Origin of the sequence: Micromonospora gifhornensis, assembly GCF_016863515.1 — a bacterium.
Lineage (GTDB): Bacteria > Actinomycetota > Actinomycetes > Mycobacteriales > Micromonosporaceae > Micromonospora > Micromonospora gifhornensis.
Genome location: NZ_BOPA01000019.1, coordinates 158981 through 184023, shown reverse-complemented (window position 1 = coordinate 184023; position 25043 = coordinate 158981). Strand labels below are relative to the sequence as shown.

22 protein-coding genes and 1 pseudogene are annotated in these 25043 nt (G+C 71.8%); 7 read left to right on the top strand and 16 right to left on the bottom strand.

From position 1 onward, the window contains the following. Window positions 1-9: 9 nt before the first annotated feature. From ngcE to Vgi01_RS14355, 3 genes are read right to left on the bottom strand one after another with little or no spacing between them, the layout of a single operon-like run. Window positions 10-1416, bottom strand: a complete 1407-nt coding sequence (gene ngcE, locus Vgi01_RS14365; protein WP_102657642.1) for an N-acetylglucosamine/diacetylchitobiose ABC transporter substrate-binding protein — start codon at window positions 1414-1416, stop codon at window positions 10-12. Window positions 1417-1442: 26 nt separating this feature from the next. Beyond that, window positions 1443-2192, bottom strand: a complete 750-nt coding sequence (locus Vgi01_RS14360) for a sugar isomerase domain-containing protein (RefSeq protein WP_204291329.1) — start codon at window positions 2190-2192, stop codon at window positions 1443-1445. Then, window positions 2189-3148 (bottom strand): MurR/RpiR family transcriptional regulator, encoded by a 960-nt coding sequence (locus Vgi01_RS14355; protein WP_204291328.1) that lies wholly within the window; start codon window positions 3146-3148, stop codon window positions 2189-2191. The genes Vgi01_RS14360 and Vgi01_RS14355 overlap by 4 nt, the downstream gene beginning before the upstream one ends. A 189-nt stretch (window positions 3149-3337) precedes the next feature. Between Vgi01_RS14355 and Vgi01_RS14350 the strand changes: the two genes are divergently transcribed. Both Vgi01_RS14350 and Vgi01_RS14345 read left to right on the top strand, forming a co-directional pair. Beyond that, window positions 3338-4411 carry an N-acetylglucosamine kinase gene (locus Vgi01_RS14350; RefSeq protein WP_239088964.1) on the top strand — a complete coding sequence of 358 codons (1074 nt, stop codon included), beginning with the start codon at window positions 3338-3340 and terminating at the stop codon, window positions 4409-4411. Window positions 4412-4457: 46 nt separating this feature from the next. Then, window positions 4458-5897, top strand: coding sequence for an acyltransferase family protein (locus Vgi01_RS14345; RefSeq protein WP_204291327.1), 1440 nt, complete (start codon window positions 4458-4460; stop codon window positions 5895-5897). On the opposite strand, the gene Vgi01_RS14340 is transcribed toward Vgi01_RS14345, so the two are convergent. Both Vgi01_RS14340 and Vgi01_RS14335 read right to left on the bottom strand, forming a co-directional pair. Further along, complete coding sequence (locus tag Vgi01_RS14340; RefSeq protein WP_204291326.1) at window positions 5869-7359, bottom strand: CoA-acylating methylmalonate-semialdehyde dehydrogenase; 1491 nt, start codon at window positions 7357-7359, stop codon at window positions 5869-5871. The two genes, Vgi01_RS14345 and Vgi01_RS14340, sit on opposite strands and share 29 nt — an antisense overlap. Before the next feature lie 58 nt (window positions 7360-7417). Next, window positions 7418-8725, bottom strand: coding sequence for an aspartate aminotransferase family protein (locus Vgi01_RS14335; RefSeq protein ID WP_102657667.1), 1308 nt, complete (start codon window positions 8723-8725; stop codon window positions 7418-7420). Between the two features lie 244 nt (window positions 8726-8969). Between Vgi01_RS14335 and Vgi01_RS14330 the strand changes: the two genes are divergently transcribed. Then, complete coding sequence (locus tag Vgi01_RS14330) at window positions 8970-10061, top strand: hypothetical protein (RefSeq protein WP_239088963.1); 1092 nt, start codon at window positions 8970-8972, stop codon at window positions 10059-10061. A 39-nt stretch (window positions 10062-10100) separates the two neighbouring features. Here Vgi01_RS14330 and murD read toward each other — a convergent pair whose 3' ends face one another. Beyond that, a complete protein-coding gene (murD, locus tag Vgi01_RS14325; RefSeq protein WP_102657637.1) occupies window positions 10101-11447 on the bottom strand; it encodes a UDP-N-acetylmuramoyl-L-alanine--D-glutamate ligase in 1347 nt (448 codons plus the stop codon). Window positions 11448-11535: 88 nt separating this feature from the next. On the opposite strand from murD, the gene Vgi01_RS14320 reads away from it, so the two are divergent. Then, window positions 11536-12891, top strand: coding sequence for a MurL-like N-terminal domain-containing (locus Vgi01_RS14320; protein ID WP_204291325.1), 1356 nt, complete (start codon window positions 11536-11538; stop codon window positions 12889-12891). Between the two features lie 2 nt (window positions 12892-12893). Here the strand turns inward: Vgi01_RS14320 and Vgi01_RS14315 are convergent, their stop codons facing one another. The 6 genes from Vgi01_RS14315 to Vgi01_RS14290 form a co-directional block, all read right to left on the bottom strand. Next, window positions 12894-14693 carry a PucR family transcriptional regulator gene (locus tag Vgi01_RS14315; RefSeq protein WP_444543466.1) on the bottom strand — a complete coding sequence of 600 codons (1800 nt, stop codon included), beginning with the start codon at window positions 14691-14693 and terminating at the stop codon, window positions 12894-12896. 50 nt (window positions 14694-14743) lie between these two features. Further along, a complete protein-coding gene (locus Vgi01_RS14310; protein ID WP_204291323.1) occupies window positions 14744-15553 on the bottom strand; it encodes a TrmH family RNA methyltransferase in 810 nt (269 codons plus the stop codon). 93 nt (window positions 15554-15646) lie between these two features. Next, entirely contained in the window at window positions 15647-16798 is a 1152-nt protein-coding gene (gene argJ / locus Vgi01_RS14305) for a bifunctional glutamate N-acetyltransferase/amino-acid acetyltransferase ArgJ (protein ID WP_102657633.1), read from the bottom strand. Between the two features lie 439 nt (window positions 16799-17237). Then, a complete protein-coding gene (locus Vgi01_RS14300) occupies window positions 17238-18575 on the bottom strand; it encodes a CE1 family esterase (RefSeq protein ID WP_239088962.1) in 1338 nt (445 codons plus the stop codon). A 337-nt stretch (window positions 18576-18912) separates the two neighbouring features. Next, a complete protein-coding gene (locus Vgi01_RS14295) occupies window positions 18913-19452 on the bottom strand; it encodes an RNA 2'-phosphotransferase (protein ID WP_204291322.1) in 540 nt (179 codons plus the stop codon). Continuing rightward, window positions 19449-20405: a LysR family transcriptional regulator gene (locus Vgi01_RS14290; protein ID WP_204291321.1), complete on the bottom strand. Its 957-nt coding sequence runs from the start codon at window positions 20403-20405 to the stop codon at window positions 19449-19451. Before Vgi01_RS14290 ends, Vgi01_RS14295 begins: the two co-directional genes overlap by 4 nt. Before the next feature lie 70 nt (window positions 20406-20475). Between Vgi01_RS14290 and Vgi01_RS14285 the strand changes: the two genes are divergently transcribed. Beyond that, the gene (locus tag Vgi01_RS14285; RefSeq protein WP_102657664.1) at window positions 20476-21054 is read left to right on the top strand and encodes a hypothetical protein; all 579 of its coding nucleotides are present in this window, start codon (window positions 20476-20478) and stop codon (window positions 21052-21054) included. Here Vgi01_RS14285 and Vgi01_RS30655 read toward each other — a convergent pair. After that, window positions 20960-21204: pseudogene (locus tag Vgi01_RS30655) on the bottom strand (hypothetical protein). The gene Vgi01_RS14285 and the pseudogene Vgi01_RS30655 overlap by 95 nt on opposite strands. A gap of 405 nt (window positions 21205-21609) precedes the next feature. Between Vgi01_RS30655 and Vgi01_RS14280 the strand changes: the two are divergent. Next, window positions 21610-22407, top strand: a complete 798-nt coding sequence (locus Vgi01_RS14280) for a helix-turn-helix domain-containing protein (protein WP_102657630.1) — start codon at window positions 21610-21612, stop codon at window positions 22405-22407. After that, window positions 22394-22582: a DUF397 domain-containing protein gene (locus Vgi01_RS14275; RefSeq protein WP_102657629.1), complete on the top strand. Its 189-nt coding sequence runs from the start codon at window positions 22394-22396 to the stop codon at window positions 22580-22582. Before Vgi01_RS14280 ends, Vgi01_RS14275 begins: the two co-directional genes overlap by 14 nt. Before the next feature lie 101 nt (window positions 22583-22683). Here the strand turns inward: Vgi01_RS14275 and Vgi01_RS14270 are convergent, their stop codons facing one another. The 3 genes from Vgi01_RS14270 to Vgi01_RS14260 are packed head-to-tail and all read right to left on the bottom strand — an operon-like array spanning window position 22684 to window position 24997. Beyond that, complete coding sequence (locus Vgi01_RS14270; RefSeq protein ID WP_102657628.1) at window positions 22684-23232, bottom strand: dihydrofolate reductase family protein; 549 nt, start codon at window positions 23230-23232, stop codon at window positions 22684-22686. Between the two features lie 13 nt (window positions 23233-23245). Further along, window positions 23246-23770 carry a hypothetical protein gene (locus tag Vgi01_RS14265; protein WP_204291320.1) on the bottom strand — a complete coding sequence of 175 codons (525 nt, stop codon included), beginning with the start codon at window positions 23768-23770 and terminating at the stop codon, window positions 23246-23248. Window positions 23771-23779: 9 nt separating this feature from the next. After that, window positions 23780-24997: an NAD(P)/FAD-dependent oxidoreductase gene (locus Vgi01_RS14260; protein ID WP_204291319.1), complete on the bottom strand. Its 1218-nt coding sequence runs from the start codon at window positions 24995-24997 to the stop codon at window positions 23780-23782. Window positions 24998-25043 lie beyond the last annotated feature (46 nt).

The following is a 25043-nucleotide window of genomic DNA, read 5'->3' as shown; positions in this document are numbered from 1 at the left end:
ATCCGGATGTCACGCGTCGCGGGTCTGCTTCTTGATCGACGAGTCCTTGGCGACCTTGTCGGCGGCGGCCTGCATCTTGTCGACGAACTGCGCGGCGGTGACCCGGCCGGCCATCAGCTCCTGGGAGAGGTTCTGGCTCTCCTTGTCCAGGTCGGCGTAGAAGTCCCAGAACTTGGTCGAGATCAGGTCCTTCGGCGCGTTCTTCATCAGCTCGTTGGCCGAGGCCAGGGTCGGGTCGTCCACGTTGTCGCCGGAGCCGGCGGTGGAGGCGAGCGACTTGGTCAGCTCGGCGAACTTCGCCGACCCGGCCTTGGAGAGCACCGCCCGCAGGAACTCCTTGGCCGCCGCCTTGTTCGGTGCCTTGCTCGGCACCACGATGTTCTCGCCGGCACCGGCGTAGACGTCGTTGGGGGCCTTGTCGGTGGCGCCCAGACCCCAGTAGTCGGAGATCTTCATCTCGAAGCCGGGCGGGATGGTCGCCGCCATCTCGTTCTTCAGCCAGGTGCCGACCTGGATGAAGGCGGCCTTGCCGTCCAGCCACGCCTGCTGCGACTGGGTGTGGTCGAGCCGGCCGGGCAGCAGCAGCTTGTCCTTGACCAGCTTCTCCCACTGCTCCAGCGCGGGCAGCACACCCTCGGCCCGCCAGGCGTTCTCCTTCAGGTTGTCGATGTCGACCACCGCCTGCTTGCCGGCCGACTTCCAGATGGTGGCCATCAGCGCCCAGCGCGGGTAGTAGCCGTGCACGGCGTCGTAGACGTACGGTGCCATGCCCTTGGCCTTGATCTTCGGGGCGAGGGCGAAGAACTCGTCGAAGGTCTTCGGCGGCGTCCAGCCCTCCTTGCTGAACAGGGCGGCGTTGTACCAGTTGCCCCAGACGGTGTAGGCGAGGTTCACCACGTAGAACTTGCCCTGGAAGGTGCCGTCGGCGACGGTGCCCGGCAGCAGCGTGTCGGCGACGGTCCCCGGGCTGTCCCAGGCCGGGGCGGCGAGCAGGTCGTCCAGCGGCTCGATGGCACCCTCGTTGATCAGGGTGCTGACGTCCATCATGTCGGCGCCCGAGTTCATCACCACGTCGCTGGGCGTGGTCGCCATCTTCGGCTGCTCTTCGGTCTTGATCTTCTGGGTGGAGCTCATGTTGACAGTGACGCTCGGGTGCTTGGCGTTGAAGATCGCCTTGTCTTCCTGCGCCCACTGGTCACCGAGACCGCCGTTGAAGATGACCACCTTCACGGCGCTGTTCTCCTGCACGCCGAACGGGTTGTCGTTGCTCTTCTCCCCGGCGTTGTTGTCGGTGCTCGGGCTCGGCGTGCTGCCGGCGCAGGCGCTGAGCAGACCCGCGGCGGGGGTTACCAGGAGACCCGCGGCCGCCGCGCGGCGCAGCAGGGTCCGGCGGTCGAGATCGGGGTTAACGGACATCGTTCGTCTCTCCTTGGGGTGTCGGGTCAGGCGGTGCGCCGGAGACGCCCGGCGTACCGCGACTCGAGGGCGAGGTTGTGCGCGTCCCCACCGGGGACGTTGGCGGAGAGGTAGATAGGGGGCACCTCTCCGACCTGGTGGAACCGTCGTACGACCTCCGCGGTCAGCAGCTGCGCCAGCAGCGCCGAGGTGACCGAGGAGACCGCACAGACCGCGCCGCCGCCCTCGAGCGGCAGCAGTGCGTCGCCGTACGGCGCGCCGTTGTCCAGCACGACGTCGGCGAGTTCGACGAGCCGCCGGCCGGACGGGTGGCGCGGAGCGACCCGACCGGTGTGCTCGACCGAGGTGACCGCGATCAAGGGGTGACCGCGTCCGGTGGCCAGCAGGGCCAGTTCGACAACCGACCCGTTGATGCCGGACTGGGACGCCACCACGAACACGTCCTGCGGCTGCGGTGCGGCAATCTCGTACAGCTGGTGGGCGACGGCCGGATCGCGTTCCAGCTTCGGGTCGGTGAGCACGTCGCGCGGGGCGTCGCCGTGCAGGACCAGGTCGTGCAGGCTGAGCCGGTTGGCGGGGACCAGCCCGCCGGCCCGGGCCACCAGTTCGGCGGCGAACGCCTCGGAGTGGCCGGCGCCGAAAGCCTGGAGCACCCCGCCGGCCCGCAGGCTCTCGGCGATCAGGTCGGCGGCCCGGCCGAGCGGTTCGGCACCGGCGTCGACGATGTGGTCGAGCACCGGCCGGACGGCGTCGGCGTACCCCTGGGCACTGATCATGCGGTGACTCCCCTCGCGGCCTTGTGCCCGTCGACGGCCTGGGCGGTACGCCGGAAGGCCGCGTGGGCGCGGTCGTGGGTGCGTTGGGCGACCGCGATGTAGAGCAGGTCCAGCACCACCAGTTGCGGGTGCCGGGCCGACAGCGCGTCCGGGCGGAAGGTGGTGGCCTGGCTCGCGGTGAGCAGCACGATGTCGGCCAGCTCGGCCAGCGGGGAGCGGCGGAACCCGGTAAGCGCGATGGTTGTCGCCCCTCGGCTGCCGCCCTCGGCGAGCATCTCGATGGCCTCCCGCGTCTGGCCGCTGTGCGAGATGCCCAACGCGACGTCGCCCGGCCGCAGCAGCGCGGCGGCGGCGAGCCCGGAGTGCACGTCGTTCCACGCCCACGCGGCCACCCCGATGCGGTGCAGGCTGAACTGCATCTCCTCGCCCACCAGAGCGCTGCCGCTGGCACCGAAGATGTTGACCCGGCTGGCCCCGGCGATGGCGACCGCGGCCCGTTCCACCTCGCCGAGGTCGAGCAGGGCGGCGGTGTCGTGCATGGCTCGGGTGTCGGCGACGATGATCTGCTCCAGCACCCGCTCCAGCGGGTCGCTCGGCTGGATCTCGCGTCCGATGTCGACGCTCCAGCCCGCCGAGCGGGCCCGGCCGGTCTCGGCGGCGATGCCCAGCCGCAGGTCGGCGTAGCCCTCGAAGCCCATCGCCCGGCAGAACCGGGTGACAGTGGCCGGTGAGGTGCCGCTGCGTTCGGCCAGCTCGACGATGGTGGCGCGGGCCGCCGCCTCCGGGTCGCTGAGCACGTGTTCGGCGACCCGGCGCAGCGCGCCGGTCAGCTCGTCGGCCCCGGCCCGTACCCGGGCCAGCACCCCGTCGGAGGCGACGCCGACCCCTCGCCGGTCGACCCCGTCGGCATCGGCCACCGCGGTGCCCGCGGAGCTGTCCGCCTCGTGATCAACCATGGGACGCCTTTCCGAAAAGACTGTTAACTGTTAGTGGTAAAAGTTCTTACTAAAGCCACCTCCATGTCAAGACCATGGGCGAAGTTTTCAAACTGTTACCTGGGACATTCCGGCCCCGACAGTTGCGCCCAGCGCCCCGGCCAACGACCGTGACCAGCCTGAACGCACATCGATCAAGGAGGTGGGACAGTGTCCGGCAGCGTCGTGGTCGGTCTCGATGTCGGCGGTACGTCCACCCGCGCGCTCGCGGTGACTCTCGACGGTGACCGCCTCGGCACCGGCCGAGCCGGCGGCGGCAACCCCACCACCCACGGTGCCGCCCACGCCGCCGAGCAACTCCTGATCGCACTACGACAGGCCCTCACCGACGTCGACCCGACCCGCGTCCGGGCCGGCGTGATCGGGCTGGCCGGAGCCGGCCGACTGCGCGCCGATCCTGCTGCCCGGGCCGCCGTCGACCACGCCTGGGCCGCCGCCGGGCTGCGCTGTCCGTACGCGGTGCACGGCGACGCCCTGATCGCGTACGCCTCGGGCACTGCCGACCCCGACGGCACCATCCTCATCGCCGGCACCGGTGCCGTCGCCGCCCAGGTACGCGACCTGCAGCTGGACCGCGTCGCCGACGGGCACGGCTGGCTGCTCGGCGACGACGGCTCCGGCTTCTGGCTCGGTCGACAGGCGGTACGCCGACTGCTCGCCGCCCTCGACACCGACACCGACCCCGGCGACCTCGGCCGACGCGTACTCACCGAACTGACCGGCTCGGCCGAGGTGGCCCCCCACCCCCGGACCACCGTGGACACCCTCATCCAGACCGTCACCCGCCGCCCGCCTGTGGAACTGGCCCGCCTCGCCCCACTCGTCCTCGCCGCCGCCGACCCCACGTTGATCGGCGACGCCACCGCCACCGCGCCGATCGGCGACGCCACCGCCACCGCGTTGATCGCCGAGGCCGCCGACCTGCTGGTCGCCACCGTCCGGCAGATCCGTCCCCCCGACGACAGGCGGGCCCTGGTGCTCGGAGGTGGTCTGCTGACCGGCGACAACCCGCTGGCCGCCTCGGTGCACGCCCAGGCCCGCCGACAGTGGCCGCACGCACCGATCACCACGGCCGGCGACGGGGCCGCCGCAGCCGCCTGGCTCGCCGCCCGCACCCTGCCCGAGGCGACCGCCCCGACCACCCGTCACAGCGACACAAGATCACGCTCGATGTGGGATCGAGTGGTATCGGAGACGATGGCAAACCACTCGATCCAGGATTGAGCGTGACCTTGTCGGATGATCATGGCGGCTCGCATACGCTCGGTGCATGCGCCGGTTGGCCCGACTCGCCGCGCGGACGCCGGCCGACCGCGAGCGCTACCTCGATCTGCTCCGCGCCCTGGCGATCGTGCTTGTCGTTTTCGGTCACTGGATGATCGCCACCATCTACTACGGCCCGCACGGGCGGCCCGACGGGCACTCGGCTCTGCCGGCGATGCCCTGGGCCTATCCGCTGACCTGGTTGGTCCAGGTCATGCCGGTGTTCTTCCTGGTCGGCGGGTACGCCAACGCCGCCTCCCTCGCATCGCAGCGGGCCCGGGGCGGGGACGCCACCGGATGGCTGCTCGGACGCAGCGCCCGGTTGCTACGCCCGACCACCGCACTGGTGCTGGTGCTCGCCGGCAGCGCCCTGATCGCCCGGCTGGTCGGTGCCGAGCCGGGTCAGGTGCGTACGGTGATCTGGTTCGCCACCGTCCCGCTGTGGTTCCTCGCCGCCTACCTCGCGGTGGTACCGCTGACCCCGGTGATGTACGCGCTGCACCGCCGCTTCGGGTTGGCGGTGCCGGCGGCCCTGGCGCTGCTGGTCGCACTGGGTGACCTGGGCCGCGCACTCGGCCCGACCGAACTGGCGCTACCCAACTACCTGCTCGGCTGGCTGGCCATCCACCAGATCGGCTTCGCCTGGTACGACGCCCGCCGGGGCAACTGCCATCCGGCAGGGGGCTTCGCCTGGGTCCGGACCCGTTGCCTGCCGATGTCGCGGCGGGCAGCGTTGCTGATGATCGCGGGCGGGCTGGCCGTCGCGGTGCTGCTCACCGGACCGGGACCGTACCCGGTGAGCATGATCAATGTGCCGGGTGAGCGGCTGGACAACGCCGCCCCGCCCAGCGTGGTGCTGCTCTCCGTGACCACCGCCCAGCTCGGGCTGATCCTGCTGCTGCGGGAACGGGCCGAACGGTGGCTGCACCGCAGTCGCCCGTGGCAGGCGGTGATCGGCGTCAACTCGGTCGTGCTCACCGTCTTCCTCTGGCACCTCAGTGCGGTGATCCTGCTGGTGGGCGCGTTGGACAAGCTCGGGGTGCTGCCCACTCCGGCGGCCGGTACGGGAGCCTGGTTCGCCTGGCGGCTGCCCTGGCTGCTGATGCTGAGCGCGGTGCTGGCCGTGCTTGTCACGATCTTCGGCCCGATCGAAGCCCGCACCGGCCGCTCCACAGCGACCCGGCACCACCCCACCGACCACCCGACCACCGACCGGCAGCCCGAGCCACGCGAGAGCGGAGCCGGACGGTCGCGCCGGTGGGCGGTGGCCCGTGGCGCGACCGTCGTGGCCGGTTACGCCGCCGTCGTGTACGCGATGGCGGCCAACAGTGTCGCCGCGAAGACCGCGCCGGACCCGTTCGGCCTGCCAGTGGCCGCGCTGGTGGCGTACCTGGTCGGGGCGGGTGCCCTGCGGCTGCTCAGGTCTGGGTGGGGAAGCCGAGGTTGACCCCGCCGTGGCGGGGATCGAGCCAGCGGCTGGTGACCACCTTGCCCCGGGTGAAGAAGGCGACGCCGTCCGGGCCGTGCGCGTGCAGGTCACCGAAGAGCGACGACTTCCAGCCGCCGAACGAGTAGTACGCCATCGGCACCGGGATCGGCACGTTGACGCCGACCATGCCGACCTCCACCTCGTGCTGGTAGCGCCGGGCGGCACCACCGTCGTTGGTGAAGATCGCCGTTCCGTTGCCGTACGGGCTGGCGTTGACAAGTGCCACCGCTTCGTCGTACGAGGCGACCCGCAGCACCGACAGCACCGGCCCGAAGATCTCGTCGGTGTAGATCGACATGTCGGGGGTGACGTGGTCGAACAGGGTGGGGCCGAGCCAGAAGCCGTCCGGGTCGCCGTCGGGCGTCACGTCGCGGCCGTCGACCACCGGCACCGCACCGGCGGCCACCCCTGCCTCCACATAGGACCGCACCCGGTCGGCGTGCGCGGCGGTGACCAACGGCCCCATGTCGCAGCCGCGCCGACCGTCGCCGGTACGCAGTCCGGCTATGCGCTGCGCGATGCGCGCCACCAACTCGTCGGCGACCGGCTCCACCGCCACCAGCGCGGAGATCGCCATGCACCGCTCCCCCGCCGAACCGAACCCGGCGTTGACCGCCGCGTCGGCGGCCAGGTCCAGGTCGGCGTCGGGCAGCACCACCATGTGGTTCTTCGCCCCGCCGAGCGCCTGCACCCGCTTACCGGCCATGGTGGCGCGCTGGTAGACGTACCGGGCGACCGGGGTGGAGCCGACGAACGACACCGCCTTGACCGCCGGGTGTTCCAGCAGCGTGTCGACCGCCTCCTTGTCGCCGTTGACCACGTTCAGCACCCCGTCGGGCAGGCCGGCCTCGGCGAACCATTCGGCCAGCAGCAGGGCCGCGCTCGGGTCCTTCTCGCTCGGCTTGAGCACCACCGCGTTGCCCGCGGCCACCGCCACCGGCACGAACCACAGCGGCACCATCACCGGGAAGTTGAACGGGCTGATCACCGCGACCACCCCGAGCGGCTGGCGCAGACTGTACGAGTCGACCTCGGTGGAGACGTTCTCGCTGTAGCCGCCGCGCAACGCCGAGGGGATGCCGCAGGCGTACTCGATGACCTCCAGGCCGCGTTGCACCTCGCCGGCGGCGTCGGCGAGCACCTTGCCGTGCTCGGCGGTGATCACCTCGGCGAGCTGGTCGCGGCGGGCGTGGACCAGCTCCCGGAAGGCGAACAGCACCGCGGTCCGCCTGGCCAGCGAGGCGTCCCGCCAGCTGCGGGCCGCCCGCTCGGCGGCCTCCACCGCGACCGCGACGTCCGTGGCGGAGGCCAGCTCCACCTGAGCGGTACGCCGACCGGTCGCCGGATCGAAGACGTCCCCACGCCGCGCCGAACTGCCGCTGACCCGCTTACCGTCGACGAAGTGCCCGATCAGGTTCATGCTGGACCACCTTTCGTTCGCGACTGCGGGGCTCGCAGAACCGGCTCACTCCTCGCGCTCACGGAGTGACCGCCTCGGCGGCGCAGGAGCGGATCGCCTCGACCAGGATGGCCAGGCCCTCACGGGCCTCGTCCTCGGTCAGGGTCAGCGGCGGCCCCATCCGCAGCACGTTGCCGTAGAGGCCACCCTTGCCGACCAGCAGACCACCGGCCCGGCACGCCTCGAAGACGCCGGCGGCCAGTGCCGCGTCCGGTTCGGCGGTGCCCGGTCGGACGAACTCGACGCCGAGCATCAGGCCCTTGCCGCGTACCTCGGCGACGCAGTCGAGGCCGCCCACGGCGGCGCGCAGGCCGTCGACGAGGATCGCGCCGGTGCGGGCCGCGTTGGCCTGGAGGTCGTGGTCGAGCAGGTAGTCCAGGACGGCGTTGCCGGCGGCGGTGGAGATCGGGTTACCGCCGAAGGTGGAGAAGCTGATCGCCGGCACCGCCTCCATCACCTCGGCCCGACCGACCACACCGGCCAGGGCGAACCCGTTGCCGATGCCCTTGGCGAAGGTGAGCAGGTCCGGGGTGACGCCGTGCGCCTGGTAGCCCCAGAAGTGCTCACCGGTACGCCCCCAACCGGTCTGCACCTCGTCGGAGACGAGCAGGATGCCGTGTTCGTCGAGGACCTTCTTCCAGGCCGCGAAGAGACCGTCCGGGCCGTGCACGAAACCGCCGACGCCCTGGATCGGCTCGGCCAGCAGGCAGGCCACGTCCCCGCTGGTCTGGGTGGCCAGCACCTCCCGCAGGTCCTCCACCGCCGCGTCGATCCGGTCGGCCTCCGGCAGCCGGGACAGCAGACCGCGCAGCCGCTCACCGGAGTGCAGCCAGGCCACCTGGAGGGGGTTGAGCTGGCTGGCCGACCAGCCCCGGTTGCCGGTGATGCCCATCGTCGCGTACGACCGACCGTGGTAGCTGTTGCGGACCGCGAGGACCTGGTGGGAGCGACGGTAGTTGGTGGCCATCAGCAGCGCGGCCTCGTTGGCCTCGGTGCCGGAGTTGGTGAAGAAGACCCGCGCGTCCGGGATGCCGGAGAGTCGGGCGATCTTCTCGGCCAACTCGACCTGCTGACGGATCAGGTAGAGCGTCGAGGTGTGCACGATCCCGGTGGCCAGTTGCCGCTGCACCGCCTCCCGGATCTCGGCGATGTCGTACCCGATCATGTTGGTCAGCACCCCGCCGAAGAAGTCCAGGTAGGTGCGGCCCTGCGCGTCGGTGACCCGGCGGCCTTCGCCGGAGACCACCTCGATCGGATCGGCGTAGTAGAGCGGCATCCAGGACGGAAGCACGGCCCGGTGTCGAGCCAGCAGGTCGTCGGAGGTCATCGTCGCACCCTTCGGTTCGCGGTAACGGCACGGTTTCACCACCGTCGCTGCCCGGACAAGAGTCAACGTGTCGCGGATGGACCCACACTCCCTGACACAACGTCAACGCTTTCCGTGGCACTTCGACCACATCGCCGCGCTTCCGGTGGCCGTTCTGGGCACTACGCCGCGTTTTCCGTTGCCGACCCGGCCGGCATCTCGTTGCTGCGACGGGGGCACACCGCCGGCCGGTAGCATCCGATCCGTGTCTGAGTGTGCCGTTCCGTCGCCCGGCACCACCGACCCCACCTGCTCGTCGCTGGCACCGCCGAGCACCCCGACCGTGCCCCTGCCGCAGGCCGCCCGGCCCGCTCGGGCCGGCGGTGCGACCGAAGCCGGCGGTGCGGCCGGAGCCAGCAGGGCCGGCGGTGGCGTGCGCGTGGACGGCATCGCCGGCTGGGTCGACAGTGCCCCGCTGCGTGGGCTGGTGGCGCACTTCGGCGGGCGATGGCCGCGCGGCGATCTCGGTGCGGTGCTCGCCGGCCTCGACGACTTCTCGGCCCGGTGCTGGGACTTCCGTGGTGGCCGGGAACGCCCCGAGGCCCGGGAACCGGCCCTCGACCCGGCCACCGTCGAGGTGGTGCACCACTGCGCCGACGCGCTCGGCCTGGTCCGCGCCCGGCCACCGGCCCGCGCCCGGTACGCCCACCTGGTGGTGCTGGGCGGACTGGCGCACGCCTGCCTGCGCCGGGTCGCGTACGCCGGACATCTGCTGCGTACCGGTGTGGACGTCGCCGGTGAGGTGGCGGTGCTGGGCAGCTTCCGGCCGTTGTCCGAGGTGGAACGGCGTACCCTCGCCGAGGTCGGGGTGACCGGCTGCGACACGGAGGTCGACGCGCTGGACGCGGCGGTACGGCGTGCGTTCGCGGTGTCCGCGCCGGAGGCCGAGGACGGTCTGGATGCCGACCACCCGCACCACTCCTGGTCGTCGCGGACCTATCGGCCGGCCGGGCAGCCGCCGGTGCGGGTGCTGGCTGCCCCGTCGAGCGAGCCGGAACACCGTCGCGCGCACACCGCCGACACCCAACGGTTCTGGGCCGAGCACGCCCAACTGGCCCGCGCCGACGAGGTGCTGCTGGTCACCGCGCCGATCTACGTGCCGTTCCAGCACTGCGACGCGCTACGCACCCTCGCCCTGCCGTACGCCTGCGAGGTCGACACCGTCGGCGTCGACCCCACGCTGCCCGACCTGACCCGGCTGCCCGAGCCCACCCTCACCCCCGGCCGCTACCTGCAGGAGATCCGCTCGGCCATCCGCTCCCTGCGCGCCCTGCACGCCGCCCTGGTTGATCATTAGGTTCGCGGCAGCGGATCAGGACGTCCTCAAGAGGCCCGGTCACGGGGCGGTGGCGTGGATGGCCTCGGCGAAGACCTGGGAGCGGTGTTCGAAGTTGCGGAAGCGGCCGTAACTGGGGGCGGCCGGGGAGAGCAGGACGACACCGCCGGCCGGCGTGACCTGGCGGGCCAACTGGACGGCGGCGGTGAGGTCGTCGACCAGTTCGGTACGCACCTTCGGCAGGCCGGCCAGCGCTTCGATGATGCGCGGGCCGCTGTCCGGGATGCCGATGACGCTCAACTCCCGCTCCGCCAGGTGCTCGCGCAGCGGGGTGTAGTCGACACCTCGGTCGTTGCCGCCGACGATCACGGTCAACGGCCGTCCCTCGTACGCGTCGATGGCGTGGATTGCCGCGTACGGGCTGGTGGCCAGGGTGTCGTCGACGAAGGTCAGGCCGGACGGGTCGACGATCTCGGTCAGCCGGTGGGCCAGCCCCTGGAACTCCGCCACCGCCACCGCCAGGGTGTCCTTGCGCCCGACGACGTCCACGCCGAGCGCGTCGAGCACCGCCAGGGCGACGCAGAGGTTGCCCTCGTTGTGCCGGCCGACCAGCGGCAGCACCGCCCGGGGGAACAGCGGCCGGTCGACCAGGTGGAACCAGGGGGCGCCGTCCGGGCCGGCGGCCACGTTCACCGACTCCGCGGTGCCGGCGCGGATCGCCGCCCGGTCGCCCAGCTCGAACGCCAGCCGCGGGTCGGCGCCGTTGACCACCACCGTGCGCGGCCCGTACGCGATCAGGTTGAGCTTGTCGCGGTAGTACTCCCGTTCGCCGCCGTGCGCGTCGAGGTGCTCGGGGAACAACGCGGTCACCACCGCCACCCGGGGCGAGTCGGTCAGGTCGCTGCACTGGTAGCTGGACAGCTCCAGCACGTACAGGTCCGCCTCCGGCAGGTCCAGCGTCGGTACGCCGATGTTGCCGCCGAAGACGTTGGGCCGGTCCATCGCCGTCAACAGGTGGCTGATCAGGCTGGAGGTGGTGCTCTTGCCCTTGCTGCCGGTCACCCCGACGGTGCGCTCACCGTGGTCGGCCATCCACAACGCGGTGCCCTGGGTGATCGTGGCACCCCGGCGACGCAGCTCCACCAGCCACGGGTGGGTCTGCGGCACGCCCGGCGAGCGGACCACCACGTCGGCGGCGGCCAGCCGCTCGAAGCCCTCCTCGCCGGTGATCAGCGGGGCGGCCTCGGCCAGCGGCCCCTCCCACGGCAGGGTGAGGAAGTTCGCGCTGTCGTCCACGGCGACCAGGTCCGCCGGCCCGTGGGCGGCGATCGCGATCACCGCGGCCCGGCCCTCCCGGCCGGCCCCCCAGACGGCGACGGTACGTCCGCGCAGGTCAGACAGGCGCACAACTTCTCCTCGGGGCGACGACGGCAGGGCACGTACGCGGTCCGGCGGAGCCGGGCACGGCCGGACGAACCAGGGCCTAGTATGGCGTGTGCCCAACACCCAGCTGGCGCGGATGGACGCGTTCACCTTCCCGTCCTACTCGATCGACCTCTCCACCGGCGAGGCGCTGTTCGACTACGCGCTGACCGGCCCGGACGGCGAACAGCGGTTCACCGAAGTGATCACCCTGCCGGTGCCCGAGCAGTCACCGTCGGACGCGGCTGTGGCGGCTCTCGGCCGGGTCCTGGAGCTGCTGCACGTGGTGGCCGGGGTCAGCTACTACAAGGCCGCCGCGCCGGGGCAAATCGTGCTGCCGGCGCCGCTCGGCCCGGCCGCCGCCGAGTTCGTCACCGCCGTCTACGCCAAGGGCCTGGCCGAGTACGCCTACCGCAACCAGTTGCCGTACGTGCTGGAGTTGACGCCGCAGATCCCGCAGGGCCGGGTACGCCCCGCCGCCGAGTACGACAACTCCGACCGGCGGCCGCTGTCGGCGGTCGGTGGCGGCAAGGACTCGATCGTCAGCCTGGAGGCGTTGCGCCGCGCCGGCCTGGACCCGGTGCCCTTCTCGGTCAACCCGAACCATGTGATCAAGGCGGTGAACGCCGCCTCCGGGCTCACCGCGCTGGCGGCGCGGCGACGCCTCGACCCGGTGCTGTTCGAGCTGAACGCGGCCGGGGCCCGTAACGGGCACATCCCGGTCACTGCGATCAACTCGCTGATCGCGGTCGCCACCGCGGTGTTGCACGGGCTGGGTCCGGTGGTGATGTCCAACGAGCGCTCTGCCTCCGACCCGAACCTGATCTGGAACGGTCACGAGATCAACCACCAGTGGTCCAAGGGGGTGGAAGCCGAGGGGCTGCTGCGGGCCGCTCTGGCCGAGCACGCCGGGCTGACCGAGCCGTACTTCTCCCTGCTGCGCCCGTTGTCGGAGCTGCACATCGCGCGGCTCTTCGCCACCATCGACCGGTACGACGACGTGGTGACCAGCTGCAACGCCGCCTTCAAGCTGCGCGACGCGAGTGAACGCTGGTGCCGCGACTGCCCCAAGTGCCGGTTCGTCTTCCTGGCGCTGGCGCCGTTCATGTCCCGGGAGCGGATCACCCACATCTTCGGCGGTGACCTGCTCGCCGATGCCACCCAGATCCCCGGCTACCGGGAGCTGCTCGGCGTCGACGGGCACAAGCCGTTCGAGTGTGTCGGCGAGGTCGAGGAGTCGGTGGTGGCGCTGAGCCTGCTCGCCCAGCAGCCCGAGTGGCGGGACACTCCGGTGGTGACCGCCCTGGTCGCCGCCGTCCCCGACACCGCCTGGGCGACCGCCGCCACCTCCGACACCTTCACCCCAGGCGGCGGCCCCTCCTACGTGCCGCCCGCCTACGCCAAGGCCCTGAACGCGCTCACCGCGTGAGGTCAGGGGGCGCGGATGGCGTCCAGGGCGAGCAGGGCGACGTGCAGCGAGAGGCAGGCGTCGACCGAGTCCAGGTCGACGTCGAGGATCCGGCCGATGCGGGCCAGCCGTTCGTAGAAGGCGGGCCGGGACAGGTGCGCCGCCGCAGCCGCCGCCGACTTGTTGCGGCCCTGCTCCAGGTACGCGCGCAGGGTGCCGAGCAGCTGCTCGCGCGGATGCCGGGCGTCGTACGCCAGCAGGGCCCCCAGTTCGCGCTCGACGAACGTCTGCAGGCGCGGCTCGTCGCGTAGCAGGTGCAGCAGCCCGGCGAGCCCGACGTGCGGCAGCCGGAAGATCGGCAGGTCCCGTCGGTCCCGCCGGGCCGCTTCGGCGACCTGCCGGGCCTCGATCAGCGACCGTCCCGCCTCCCGCAGGCTGCCCACCCCCGAACCGGCGGCAATGATCAGGTTGCCGGGGCGGCGTGACGCCGGGTCGGGCGGGCGGCTGTCGGGGCGGGTGCGACGCAGCGCGGCCGCGAACGCTGTCAGGGCCCGCTCCTCCCCCGCCGCGTCGGCGAGCGCCAGCAGCACCCCGACCGCCTGGTCGTCGACCGCGCTGGTCAGGCCGGTGAGGTTCGCCTCGCGCAGCGCCTGGCCGACCGTCTCGGCCAGGTCCCGCAGGCGGGCCGCCCCGGGTTCCCCGCCGGCCAGGGCAGGATCACCACCCGGGTCAGCGGCCGGGCCGTTGTCCGCCGGGTCGTCGCCGCGATGCCGGACCACCACCCCGACCAGGTGTCGGCGGTCCAGCACCAGTCCCAGCGCCCGCGCCCGCAGGGCCACCTCGTCGACCGGCCGGGTGCGGTCCAGCAGCGCGGTGAGCAGGGTGCGGTGGATCTGCCGTTCCCACCCTTCGGCGTCACGGCGGATCAGCCGCCCCAGCGCCAGGGTCGACGCGGCCCGCTCCACCAGGATGGTCAGCCGGGTCGGCGGCACGGCGAGGCCACGCACCACGTCGTCCGCTCCGTCGGACTCGCCGTCGCCCGGCCCGCTCGGGTCGGTGCCGCCGGGACCGAGGTCTGCGCCGCCCGGACCGAGGTCGACGCCGCTCGGCCAGCGCAGCAGCAGCCGACCCCAGTCCTCGCCCCGGGCGCCGACCATGGTGACCAGCCAGCCGCTGTCCGGGTCGTACGCCGTACGCCCGGTGGGCCGGATCCGCCGCGAGTGCTGCTCCCACCCGTCGAGCAGCAGTTCGGCGTTCTCCCGCGCCGGATCGTAGGCGAGCACCTGGCGGGACAGGTTCTCCAGCACCACCGGGCAGCCGGACAGGTCGGCGGCCTGCCGGATCACCTCGTCCGGTTCGGCGCCCTCCACCGACAGTTCGGTGAACCGCTGGTGGATCTCCTCGGTCGCCCGCAACTCGGTGAGCTGGGCGTCCACGATCAGGGCGTGCACCGCCTCGGTGATCCGTACGAACGGGGTGGCCCGGCGCAGCTCCACAAGCGGCAGGCCGTGCCGCCCGGCGGCGGCGGCCATCACCTTCGGTACGCCGGTGAGGTAGCGGCGACCAAGTTCGACCACCAGTCCGGAGACGCCCACACCAGCCAGGTCGGCGATGAACGTCCGCAGCCGGGCGTCGTCGGCCGGCAGCCCGATGCCGGTGGTGAGCACCAGTTCGCCACCACCGAGCAGGGTGGCGATGTCGGGTACCTCGGCCACGTGCACCCACCGCACCGGCCGGTCCAACCCCACCTCTCCGGCGACCAGACGCGGAGCGCCACGACGGACCGGGTCAAGCGCCAGGACCTGACGGACGGTGGGGAACACCCGCGACACGTTACCGTCCGTGATTCCGTTGCCGGTAACCGCAGGTCAGCTCAGAGCGGATCGTCGCGGCCCAGTTCCCAGCAGGCCACGGCGGTGGCGGCGGCGACGTTGAGCGAGTCGACACCGCGACGCATCGGGATCACCACCCGCACGTCGCTGGCGGCCATCGCGGCCTGGGTCAGCCCGGCGCCTTCGGCACCGAGCAGCAGCGCGGCCCGGGCCCGCTGGGCGGGCGTCAGCTGTTGGATGGGTACCGCGTCGGGGGCCGGGGTCATCGCCAGCACGGTGAACCCGGCGTCGCGTACCTGCGCCAACGCCGTCGGCCAGGGATCGAGTTTCGCGTACGGCACGGCGAACACCTCACCCATGCTGACCCGTACGCTGCGCCGGTAGAGCGGGTCGGCGCAGGACGGCGAGAGCAGCACCGCATCCACCCCGAGCGCGGCGACCGCCCTGAAAATTGCGCCCAGATTGGTGTGGTTGTTGACGTCTTCGAGGATCACCACCCGGCGGGCGGTGGCCAGCACCTCGGCGGCGCTGGGCAGCGGCTTGCGGCGGAACGAGGCGAGCACCCCCCGATGCACGTGGAAGCCGGTGGCCTCCTGCAACACGTCGGGGGTGGCGGCGTACACCGGGGCGTCGCCGGTGTCCAGGTCGGCGAGCTGGTCGACCCGTTTGGCGTCGACCAGGTACGACCGGGCCGGGTAGCCGGCGCGCAGCGCCCGGCGCAGCACCAACTCCCCTTCGGCGATGAACAGCCCGTGCGGGGGCTCCCAGCGGGTGCGCAACTCCACGTCGGTGAGCGCGCGATAGTCGGCGATCCGCTCGTCGTCCGGCTCGGTGATCAGCTCCACAGGCACCCGGCAATTCTGCCGCCTTGCGTCTGGCTCCCCGGCCCGGCCCCGGACAGGTGCGTCGGCTCGGCCCCGGACAGGTGCGTCGGCTCGGCGCCGTCAGGTGGTGTAGTCGGCGTTGATCCGGATGTACCCCTCGGTCAGGTCGCAGCCGTAGACGACGAACGAGCCGGCGGCGATGCCGAGGTCGACCTCGATCACCACGTGGTCGCGGCGCAGGTGTTCCTCCAACAACCGCAGCACCTCGTCGGTCGCCGCCGTGGGATAGACCGCCAGCCCACCGAAACCGATGCGAACCCGATCCGGCCGGATGTCGTCGTCGTCCTCGCACTTGCCCACCGCCATCGCCACCCGACCCCAGTTCGGGTCCGCGCCATGAACGGCGGTCTTCACCAGCGGCGAGTTCACGATCGCCTTGCCGACCCGCTTGGCCTGGTCATCGTCGCGGGCCCCGGTCACCCGGACCTCGATCAGCTTGCTGGCCCCCTCACCGTCACGGGCCACCATCTGCACCAGTTCGAGGGCACAGGTACGCAGTGACTCGGCGAACTCGTCGACGTCCACCGGTCCGGCGAGCCCGTTGGCGAAGATGGCCGCAGTGTCACTTGTCGAGGTGTCGGTATCGATGCTCACCGCGTTGAAGGTCCGGTCGATCACGGCGCGGAAGACCCGATCGAGATCGTCGGATCCGATCTCGGCGTCGGTGCAGAAGAAGGTCAGCAGGGTGGCCATGTTCGGTTCGATCATGCCGACGCCCTTGGCGACACCGACGATGGTGGCCTCGCCGCACCGTGCCCGTACCACCTTCGGGTGGGTGTCGGTCGTCATGATCGCGTTAGCCACCCGGTCGAAGTCTGCGGGCGGGAAGGGCCAGCGCAGCTCGGCCAGGTGCTCGCGCAGCCGGGGCATCGGGTACTGCCGGCCGATCACGCCGGTCGAGGCGATCAGCAGCTCGTCCGCCTCCAGCCCGATGGCCGCCGCGACCGTAGCCTGGATCTCCCGGGCGTTCGCCATGCCCTCGTCGCCGGTGGCCACGTTGGCGTTGCGGGCGAGCACGACCACTCCACGCGCCGCCGACGTACGGGCCGATCGGCTGAGCAGCACGCTGGGCCCGGCGAACCGCGAGCGGGTGAAGACCGCCGCGCTGACCGCCGGCACGTCCGAGACGAGCGCGGTGAAGTCGTCGCCATCCTCGCGGAGACCGACGTTGCCGACCAGTGCACGAAAACCCCGAGGGGCGGCGACGTCCACCTGATGACTCTCCTCATCGACTTCAGCAGCAAGAGTATGCGCTCCTCAGCATAAACACGCATCCCCAGTTACCGGTCGCACGCCACCACACGGTCCGCACGGCCGCACGGCCGCACGGCCGCACGGGCCGCACGGGCCGCACGGGCGCACGGGCCGCACGGGCCGCACGGGCCGCACGGGCGCACGGGCCGCACGGGCGCACGGTCCGCACGGGCCCGCACCGCTGGACCAAGCCCGACAAGTTCGGCGATGTTGCGGTATCCACCCGGCCCGCACCCAGCAACTTCGGCGTTGTTGTAGGGGCACCCCCCGCCCAGCCCGGGTTGCGCGGCACACCAAGCCCAGCACGGGTTGCGCGCACGCCGAGCCACGGCACGGCGGCGGTCCCCGGCCGCGCTTGACGCGAGGCCGGGGACCGCCGATCAGGTGTGCGCGTGACTCAGGCGATGGTGCAGGTGGCGCCGTTGAGCGTGTACGACGACGGTCTCGCCGAGTTGCCGGTGTGGGTGGCCTGGAAGCCGATGCTCACCGAGGCACCCGGGGCGATGCTGCCGTTGTACGACACGTTGCGGGCGGTCACCTGCCCGGAGGTGGGCGAGTAGCTGGCGTTCCAGCCACCGGTGATGTTCTGCCCGCCGGGCAGGGTGAACACCAGCGACCAGCCGTTGATCGCGCTGCCACCGGTGTTGGTGATGGTGAGGTCCTGGGTCAGACCGTTGTTCCAGGCGTTGACGGCCACCGCCACGCGGCAGGCACCACCCGACGGCGGCGGGGTGGTGGGGTCCGTCGGCGGCGGGGTGGTGGGGTCCGTCGGCGGCGGGGTGGTCGGGTCCGTCGGCGGCGGGGTGCTGCTGCCGAACTGGGTGAAGAACCGCCAGGTCTCCGCCGGCAGCCAGGTCCGGGAACCACTGTCACCGGGTGCGCCGTCCTGAGGTGCGGCGATGTGGCCCTCGTCGAAGGCGGCCCACACCACCGGGTAGCCGGCCGCGCAGCCGGAGTAGGTGGTGGTGCGGTGGGTCAGGCTGCCCTGTCCCGGCTCCGGCGGGTTCTGCGGGGTGCACCCGTTGTTGTTGACGAACCGGTCGCGCAGCGACCGGCCACCGGAGATGCCGAGGACGTTGTCCCGGATGCCGTGCGCCCCGAAGTAGGCGATCCGACCGTTGCCGCCACTGCATCCGCTGATCAGGCCACCGGCGTACACCGCGACCGCCCGGAACACGTTGGGTCGGGCGCAGGCCAGTGCGTAGCTCATCCCGCCGCCCCAGCTGAAGCCGAGTGCGAAGCGCTGCGTGGTCTCCACGCAGAGGTTCGCCTCCACCTGCCGGAGCAGGTCGTCGACGAAGGTCACGTCCTCGCCGCCGGAGTTGGCCCAGCCGGCGTTGAGGCCCTGCGGTGCCACGAAGATGGTGGTGTTGTTGGCCAGTTGCCGCAGTCCGTAGTACGACCAGGTGTCCCGCTGCACCGTCTGCCCGGTGTCCACGTCGACGGCCGAGCCGCCGCGCCAGTGGAAGCCGAGCACCAGCCGGTACGGGTGGTTGTTGTTGTAGTTGGCCGGGATCCGCAGGATGTAGCTGCGGCTCTTGCCGTTGCTCTGGATCGTGTGCGTGCCGCTGTTGAGCCCCGGCGCGCGGCCGCAGCCCGCGGTCGCCGCCAGGGTGCCGACGTCGGTGGTCGACGCCGTCGCGGTGGGGCCGGTGGCCAGCGCCACTCCGCCCACGCTCAGCACGAGCAGCGCCGCGATCGCGGCGGGCCCGAAGATCGATCTGGGTCTCACCATCATGTTGCTCCGTCTCCGCGTCGCACCGGACGCGCGGAAGGTGCCGCTGCACCGTTGGTGGTGGTCGATGAGCTCGCCCTGCTCCGCGTACCCGTCCGACACGGACGTGCCCACTGCGGACCCCGGGGCGGCCGTGATTCATTCGGTGGCGCCCGGTCGGGATCCGCGTCGCCCGTCGGTCGGCGTCGCGGTTTCGCCCACTCGCCGGAATCCCGGACCGGCTCTGGGCGCGTCAAGCGTGTGCCCGGCTCCCGCTCGGACGGTATCGTGTGAGCGATAACATATCAAGGGTCATGGATGCCTTGCCGCGCTGAGGCACGACGATGCCGAGTCGGCGTCAGCTCGGCAGGGTGATGAACCGCGGCGGCACGTGGCGGGTCAGCCAGACGCCGTTGGCGGCCCGGTGGAGGACAAGGCCGGCGACGTGCATCCCGACGGCGTCGATACGCAGCACGACCGGCCTGCCGCGTCGGGCACCGACCCGCGCGGCGGTGTCCAGGTCGGACGACAGATGCACATGGGTACGCCCACCCGCCGTGAGCCCGTCGACGCGGATGCCGGGCAGGAATCGGGCCACCGTGCCGTGGTAGAGCACCGCCGGGGGCACCGCCGGCGCGAGTTGCAGGTCGACCGGGATGCTGTGGCCCTGGGCGGCTCGGATCCGGCCCTCGCGGACCTCGAACCGCTGCTTGTCGGTGCCGTCGACCAGCCGGTCGAGCACCGCGGGGGTGACCGGCCGCCCGTGCCGGGCCAACGCGGCGAGCAGCACGTCCACCGGCACCCAGCCCGCCTCGTCGAGGGTGACCCCGACCGCGTCCGGCCGATGCCGCAGCACGTACGACAGGATCTTGCTTGTCGAGGTGAGCCGGTCGGTCATCGGGGCGCACCGGCCCGGTCGGTCCCGCCGGCCGGGGACACCCCGGCCCGGCCGGTGTCGACGGGCGGGGACAGCCCGGCCCGGCCGGTGCCGCCGGGCGGCGGGAACTGGCTGAGGAAGTCGCGGACCAGATGGGCTCGCGGTTGCCGCCAGGTGGCCCAGTAGCGGACCTTCGGCAGGCCGTCGATCGGCACCGCGCGCAGACCGTCGGGCAGCCCGACGCAGCCGTTGACGACGGTGGCCCCGACGCCCAGTCCGGCCAGGTGCACCAGCAGGTCCCAGCCGTCGACCTCGGCGGCGGCCTGCCACCGTACGCCCGCGTCGAGCAGCGCCCGGTCCAGTGCCCGCCGGTGCGGCCGGTTGGCCGGGGGTACCACCAGGTCGAGGCCGTCGAGGTCGCGCAGCCGGACCTGCCGACGCTCGGCGAGCGGGTGCCGCTCGTCGAGCACGAGCACCTGCCGGTACGCGGCGATCTGGACCGCCTCGACCTGCCGCGTCGGCGGGTCGTGGGCGATGACCGCCAGGTCGGCCTGGCCTGCGTGCAGGGCTGCGAGCGCGGCATCGCGGTCAGCGGTGATCACGTGGACCCGGTAGCCCTGCCGTCCGATCTGCCGGATCGCCTCGCCGACCACCCAGCGCAGCGCGCCCCGACCGGCCGCGACGGTCAGCGTGGGAGTCGACTCGTGGTGCAGCTCCCGGAGGAACTCGTCGGCCCGCCGCCGCGAGTCCAGCGCGTACGCGGCGAGGCGTTCACCGGCGGCGGTCAGGGTCAGCCGCCGTCCGTCGCGCTGGTACAGGTCGACGTCGAGGGCCGCCGCCAGCTTACGGATCTTCACGTGCAGGGCGGGTTGGCTGATGTGCAGTGCCGCCGCGGCGGCGGTGAAGTTGCGGTGCTCGGCGAAGACCGCGAAACAGCGGAGCGCGTCGGCCTCCAGCAACTCCCGACCAGCCATAACCCAGGACTATAGATCACCGACAGAACAATAGTTCTGCGTACGCCCATCCGGCTCGATGCTTGGTGACGTGAACGAGGACATTCCCCGACTCGGCATCGACATCGGCCGAGTCATCATCGACGGCTCCGCCCACCCGAGCGGCGACGACACCGCCTTCTTCAGCGGCGACGAGGCGACCATGCTGGCAACCCCCGAGGTACCCGGTGCGGTGCAGACCATCGCCCGCCTGGTCCCCCGCTTCGACGGCCGGGTCTGGCTGGTCTCCAAGTGCGGCCCGCGCGTGCAGGCCCGCACTCTGCGCTGGCTGGCCGCCCACGACTTCCACCGGCGCAGCGGCGTCGACCCCGCACAGGTACGGTTCTGCCGGGCCCGCGCCGACAAGCGGCAACACTGCCTCGACCTGGCCCTCACCCACTTCGTCGACGACCATCCCGAGGTGCACGCCGCGATCCGGGGAGCCGTCGCCCACCAGTACTTCTTCGGCCCCCAGCGCCGCCCGGTCCCCGACTACGGTCGCCCCACACCCACCTGGGCCGACGTCGAACGCCTGGTCATCGACTCACTTCCGACCTCCGCCGGCGAGGCCGCCCCCAGGCGAGGAACCGGTCGAACAGCGTCTTCGGGTCCGGGCCGTCGTGCGGGTTGAGGTGGTAGAGGTCGCGCACGGCCACGGCTGCCCGCAGGCCCGGCAGCACCACATCGGACGCAGCGGTGTGTGTGGCGGGTCGGAGCCGACCGCGCCGGGACGTTGCGGGTACGGACCTCGGCCCGGCGTGGGCAACCGCGTACTGATCACCGGCGGTCCCCCTTCCCCCGCCACCTCAGGTGGCGTCGTCGGGCGGCGGGTGCGGGCGTGGCGGCGCGGCAGCGACGCGGTCGGGCAGCGAGCCCCGGCGACCGGCATGGTCGACCTCCCACAAAAGACAGTTTGGGTACGTTTCTTGTCGCGGTAGCAGCAAGAAACGCACCCACAGCGAGTGACAAGACCCGGGGCCGCCCCGACGCGGGGGAAGCGCGAGGGCGGCCCCGGTGCAGAACCCGCCCCGTCCCTGTCTGGATGGGAGCGGATCCGCTTACGTGACAGTCTGCTGACCGCAGCACTACGCTCGGAACACATCGAGCCTGACCACGGTGGCACTCCGTGGATCTTGGCAGCCACTCGGCAACCCTTGGCGATCTTGATGAGACTCCTGGAGGTGCGGTGGAAGGTGAGCAGAGCGTGGATCTGATCCGCGTCCAGTTACGCAAGCAGCGGGCCCTGGCCGGCATGAACCAGGAGGAGTTCGGCAAGCGCACCAACTACTCGGCCTCCACCGTCTCCGCCGTGGAGACCGGCACCCGCCCGATCGACCTGCCGTACGCCCGCCGCGCGGACGAGATCCTGGAAACCGGCGGCCTCTTCGAATCCCTCCTGCGCACCGCCCAGCAGGACGCTCAGCCCGCCTGGTTCATGCCCTGGCTGAAAGCCGAACGCGCCGCAAAGCAACTGCGATGCTTTCATCCAACGTTGATTCCCGGCCTGCTCCAGACCGAGAACTACGCCCGCGCGGTGCTCCGCTTCGATGACACCCGGCCGGAGCAGGAGATCGAGCAGCAGGTGGCGGCCCGGATGGAGCGCCAGGAAATCCTCAAGCGTGAACGTCCACCGCAGATCGTCGCGGTGACCGACGAGGCGGCCCTACGCCGCACCGACGCCATCATGGCCGAGCAACTCGCCCACCTGCTGCGGGTGGCCGAGTTGCCGCACGTTCACATCCACATCATCCCGTCCCGCGCGGGCCTGCACGTCGGCCTGTCAGGGCCAGTTCTGCTGGCCCGGCTCTCTGACGGCACCTGGGTCGGACACCTGGAAAGCCAGCTCGGCGGCGAGGCCGCCGACACTGAGGACCGCCTGTCTACACTGCTGGCCAGATGGGAATGCGTGCGCGGCGTCGCCCTCCCCGAAGACCTCTCGGTAGCCCTGATCAAGGAAGTTGAGAGCCAACATGGACCTCAGTAACGCCCGTTGGCGAAAGGCGACCCGCAGCGGCACCAGCGGCGGTGACTGTGTCGAGGTGGCCGACAACCTGGTGGGTGTGGTGGCGGTGCGCGACAGCAAGGACCCGGCCGGGCCGGTGCTCGCCTTCGAGCCGGCCGCCTGGCGGTCGTTCCTCGACCTGGCCAGACGGCACTGACCCTCGGCCGAGCACACCACCCGGCCACGTTCCGCCGACCCGGCCGGGCACGGATGCCTGGCCGGGGTGCTGTCGTCGTGGGCGGCGATGGGTGACGCGGGTCAGCTGGTCGGCGCGTACTGCATCACCGAGGCGCCTGAGGCCAACTCGAACCGGTTCACGAGCTTCAGGTCGACGTGCCTCGACAGCCCCTCGAACAGTCGCGGTCCGCGCCCCGCGATCCGGGGATGCACCACGAACTCGTACTCGTCGATCAAGCCCAGCTCGGCCAACGCCAGTGGAAGCTGCACGCCGGAGACGAACACACCGGTGCGCGACTCGCGCTTGATCTGCTCGACGGCCTTGCCCAGGTCGCCCTGCACCAGTTCGGCGTTCCAGTCGACCTGCTCCAGGGTGCTCGACACGACGTACTTCTTCGCCGCGTCGATCGTCCGGGCGAAGGGTTCCATCCAGTCGGGTCTCGACACCTCCGACGCGGACGGCCGCCACGCCTCCTCCATCATCTCGTACAACACCCGGCCGAAGAGGAGCGCATCGGCCCGGGCGAGGTTCCCGATGTGGTGCCGATGCAGGTCCTCGTCCGGTGTGACCGTGAGGTGATCGCAGCAGCCGTCCACTGTGATGTTTATGGAGTACCGCAGAGGTGCCATTCAGCCCGCCTCATCACGTGTGGTCACGGTCATGATCTCCGTCGGCCGGTGGCCCGGTCGCCGTCGTACCAGTGGGCTGGGCGAGCAGGCGGCGGCCCAGCAGGCGCAGCCCTCGGCGGATGCCGAGGATCTGCCCGAGCATCGCCCCGCTCAGCAGGCCCATGCTCGTTGCCGCCACCTGCGAGGCCGGCACCCACAGGCCGACGATGCGGGCCCGCAGGAAGCTGAACGCGAGATAGCAGGCCAGTACGACGATGCCGATCGCGTCGATCCTGCCGACCACCCGCTTCTCGAAGCCGTCCCACCGCAGGCGCGTCATCCGGCTCGCCGCGACGCCGACGAAGACTCCGGCAACGATCCCGACCAGCGCCCGAAGCCACGTCCAGCCGCCGGCGATCACCGCGTCGACGAGGGTGACGACAAGCGTCACCACGAACACCGCAGCGTAGATCCGGGCTCGCCAGACCACCTTCCGGTCGACGTACCGGTGGATCAGCTGCCGGCGCCGCGCGTGCTCCGGCAGCTCACCATCGGCCATACGGGGACTCTAGTGGCCGCCCCCGACATCGGACCTGACCGAACGCGCGTGGCGCTCGACGGTGGTCGCCGGGCTGGTGATGCGGCGACGCCGGAAGGGCACCAGCAGCGTCGGGTGGAACACCGCCCAGGCAGCGCCCCGGCAGACGATCTCCTTGTAGCGGGCCGCCAGCCGGCCCCGCAGGTGCGTCGCCTTGGCCCGGTCGTCGGCGGTCACCGTCTGGATGATGCCGTCGCGTCGGCCGAGGCTGATGCACTGGTTGAAGTAGCGGATCGGGATCCTGCGCACCGGTCGCCCGGTCAGTCGGGCGACGATGGCGTCGGCCGCCTGCCAGCCCGTCGGGATTCCGGTGGCGCAGGACATCCGCAACGGCTTGCCGCCCGGTCCCTCGGCGAGGGCGGCGTCGCCGACCGCGTACACGTCGGGGTGCGACACCGAGCGCATCGTGGCGTCCACGACGATCTGCCCGGTCGGTGCGACCTGCAAGCCCGTCGTTGCAGCGAGGGACGACACGGCGAAGCCGGCGGACCAGACGGTCACCTCGGCACCGATGACCTCGCCGGTGCCGGTGACGACGCCGGTCGTCTCGACGCGGCTGACGTCGGTGTGCTCGTGGACGATGATGTCGAGCCGGTCGCACACCTCCCGCAGGTACTGGCCGGCCCGCACGTCGAGCCAGTCGCCGAGGCCGCCACGGGTGGCGATCGCGACCACGAGGTCGGGTCGGGCCTCGGCGATCTCGGTGGCCGCTTCGAGGCCGGTGAGTCCTCCGCCGACGACCAGGACGCTGCCGCCCGCGCCGAGGTCGGTCAGGCGTTCGCGCAACCGCAACGCGGACCGGGCGCTGCCGACGTCGTACGCGTGCTCGGCGACGCCGGGGACACCGTGATCGGCGGAGGCGCTGCCGAGGGCGTACACGAGCGTGTCGTAGCCGATCTCGTCGGGCCCGTCGGCACCGGTCAGCGCGACGGTCCTGGCCTCGACGTCGATGCCGGTCACCCGCGCCAGTCGTACCTGCACGCCGGTGCCCGCGTAGACGTCGCGCAGCGCACGACGCTTGAGTTCCGACCCGGCGGCGAACTCGTGCAGGCGGACCCGCTCGACGAAATCGGCGGACGCGTCGACGACGGTGATCTCGGTCTGGTCGGGGTGCAGTCGCCGGGCGAGGCGACCGGCGACGGTCGCTCCGGCGTATCCGGCACCGAGGACGACGATGCGATGCGTCATGCTCCCACTCCCTGTCTGCGTGCGGTGCCGTCGACCGGAACGGGCC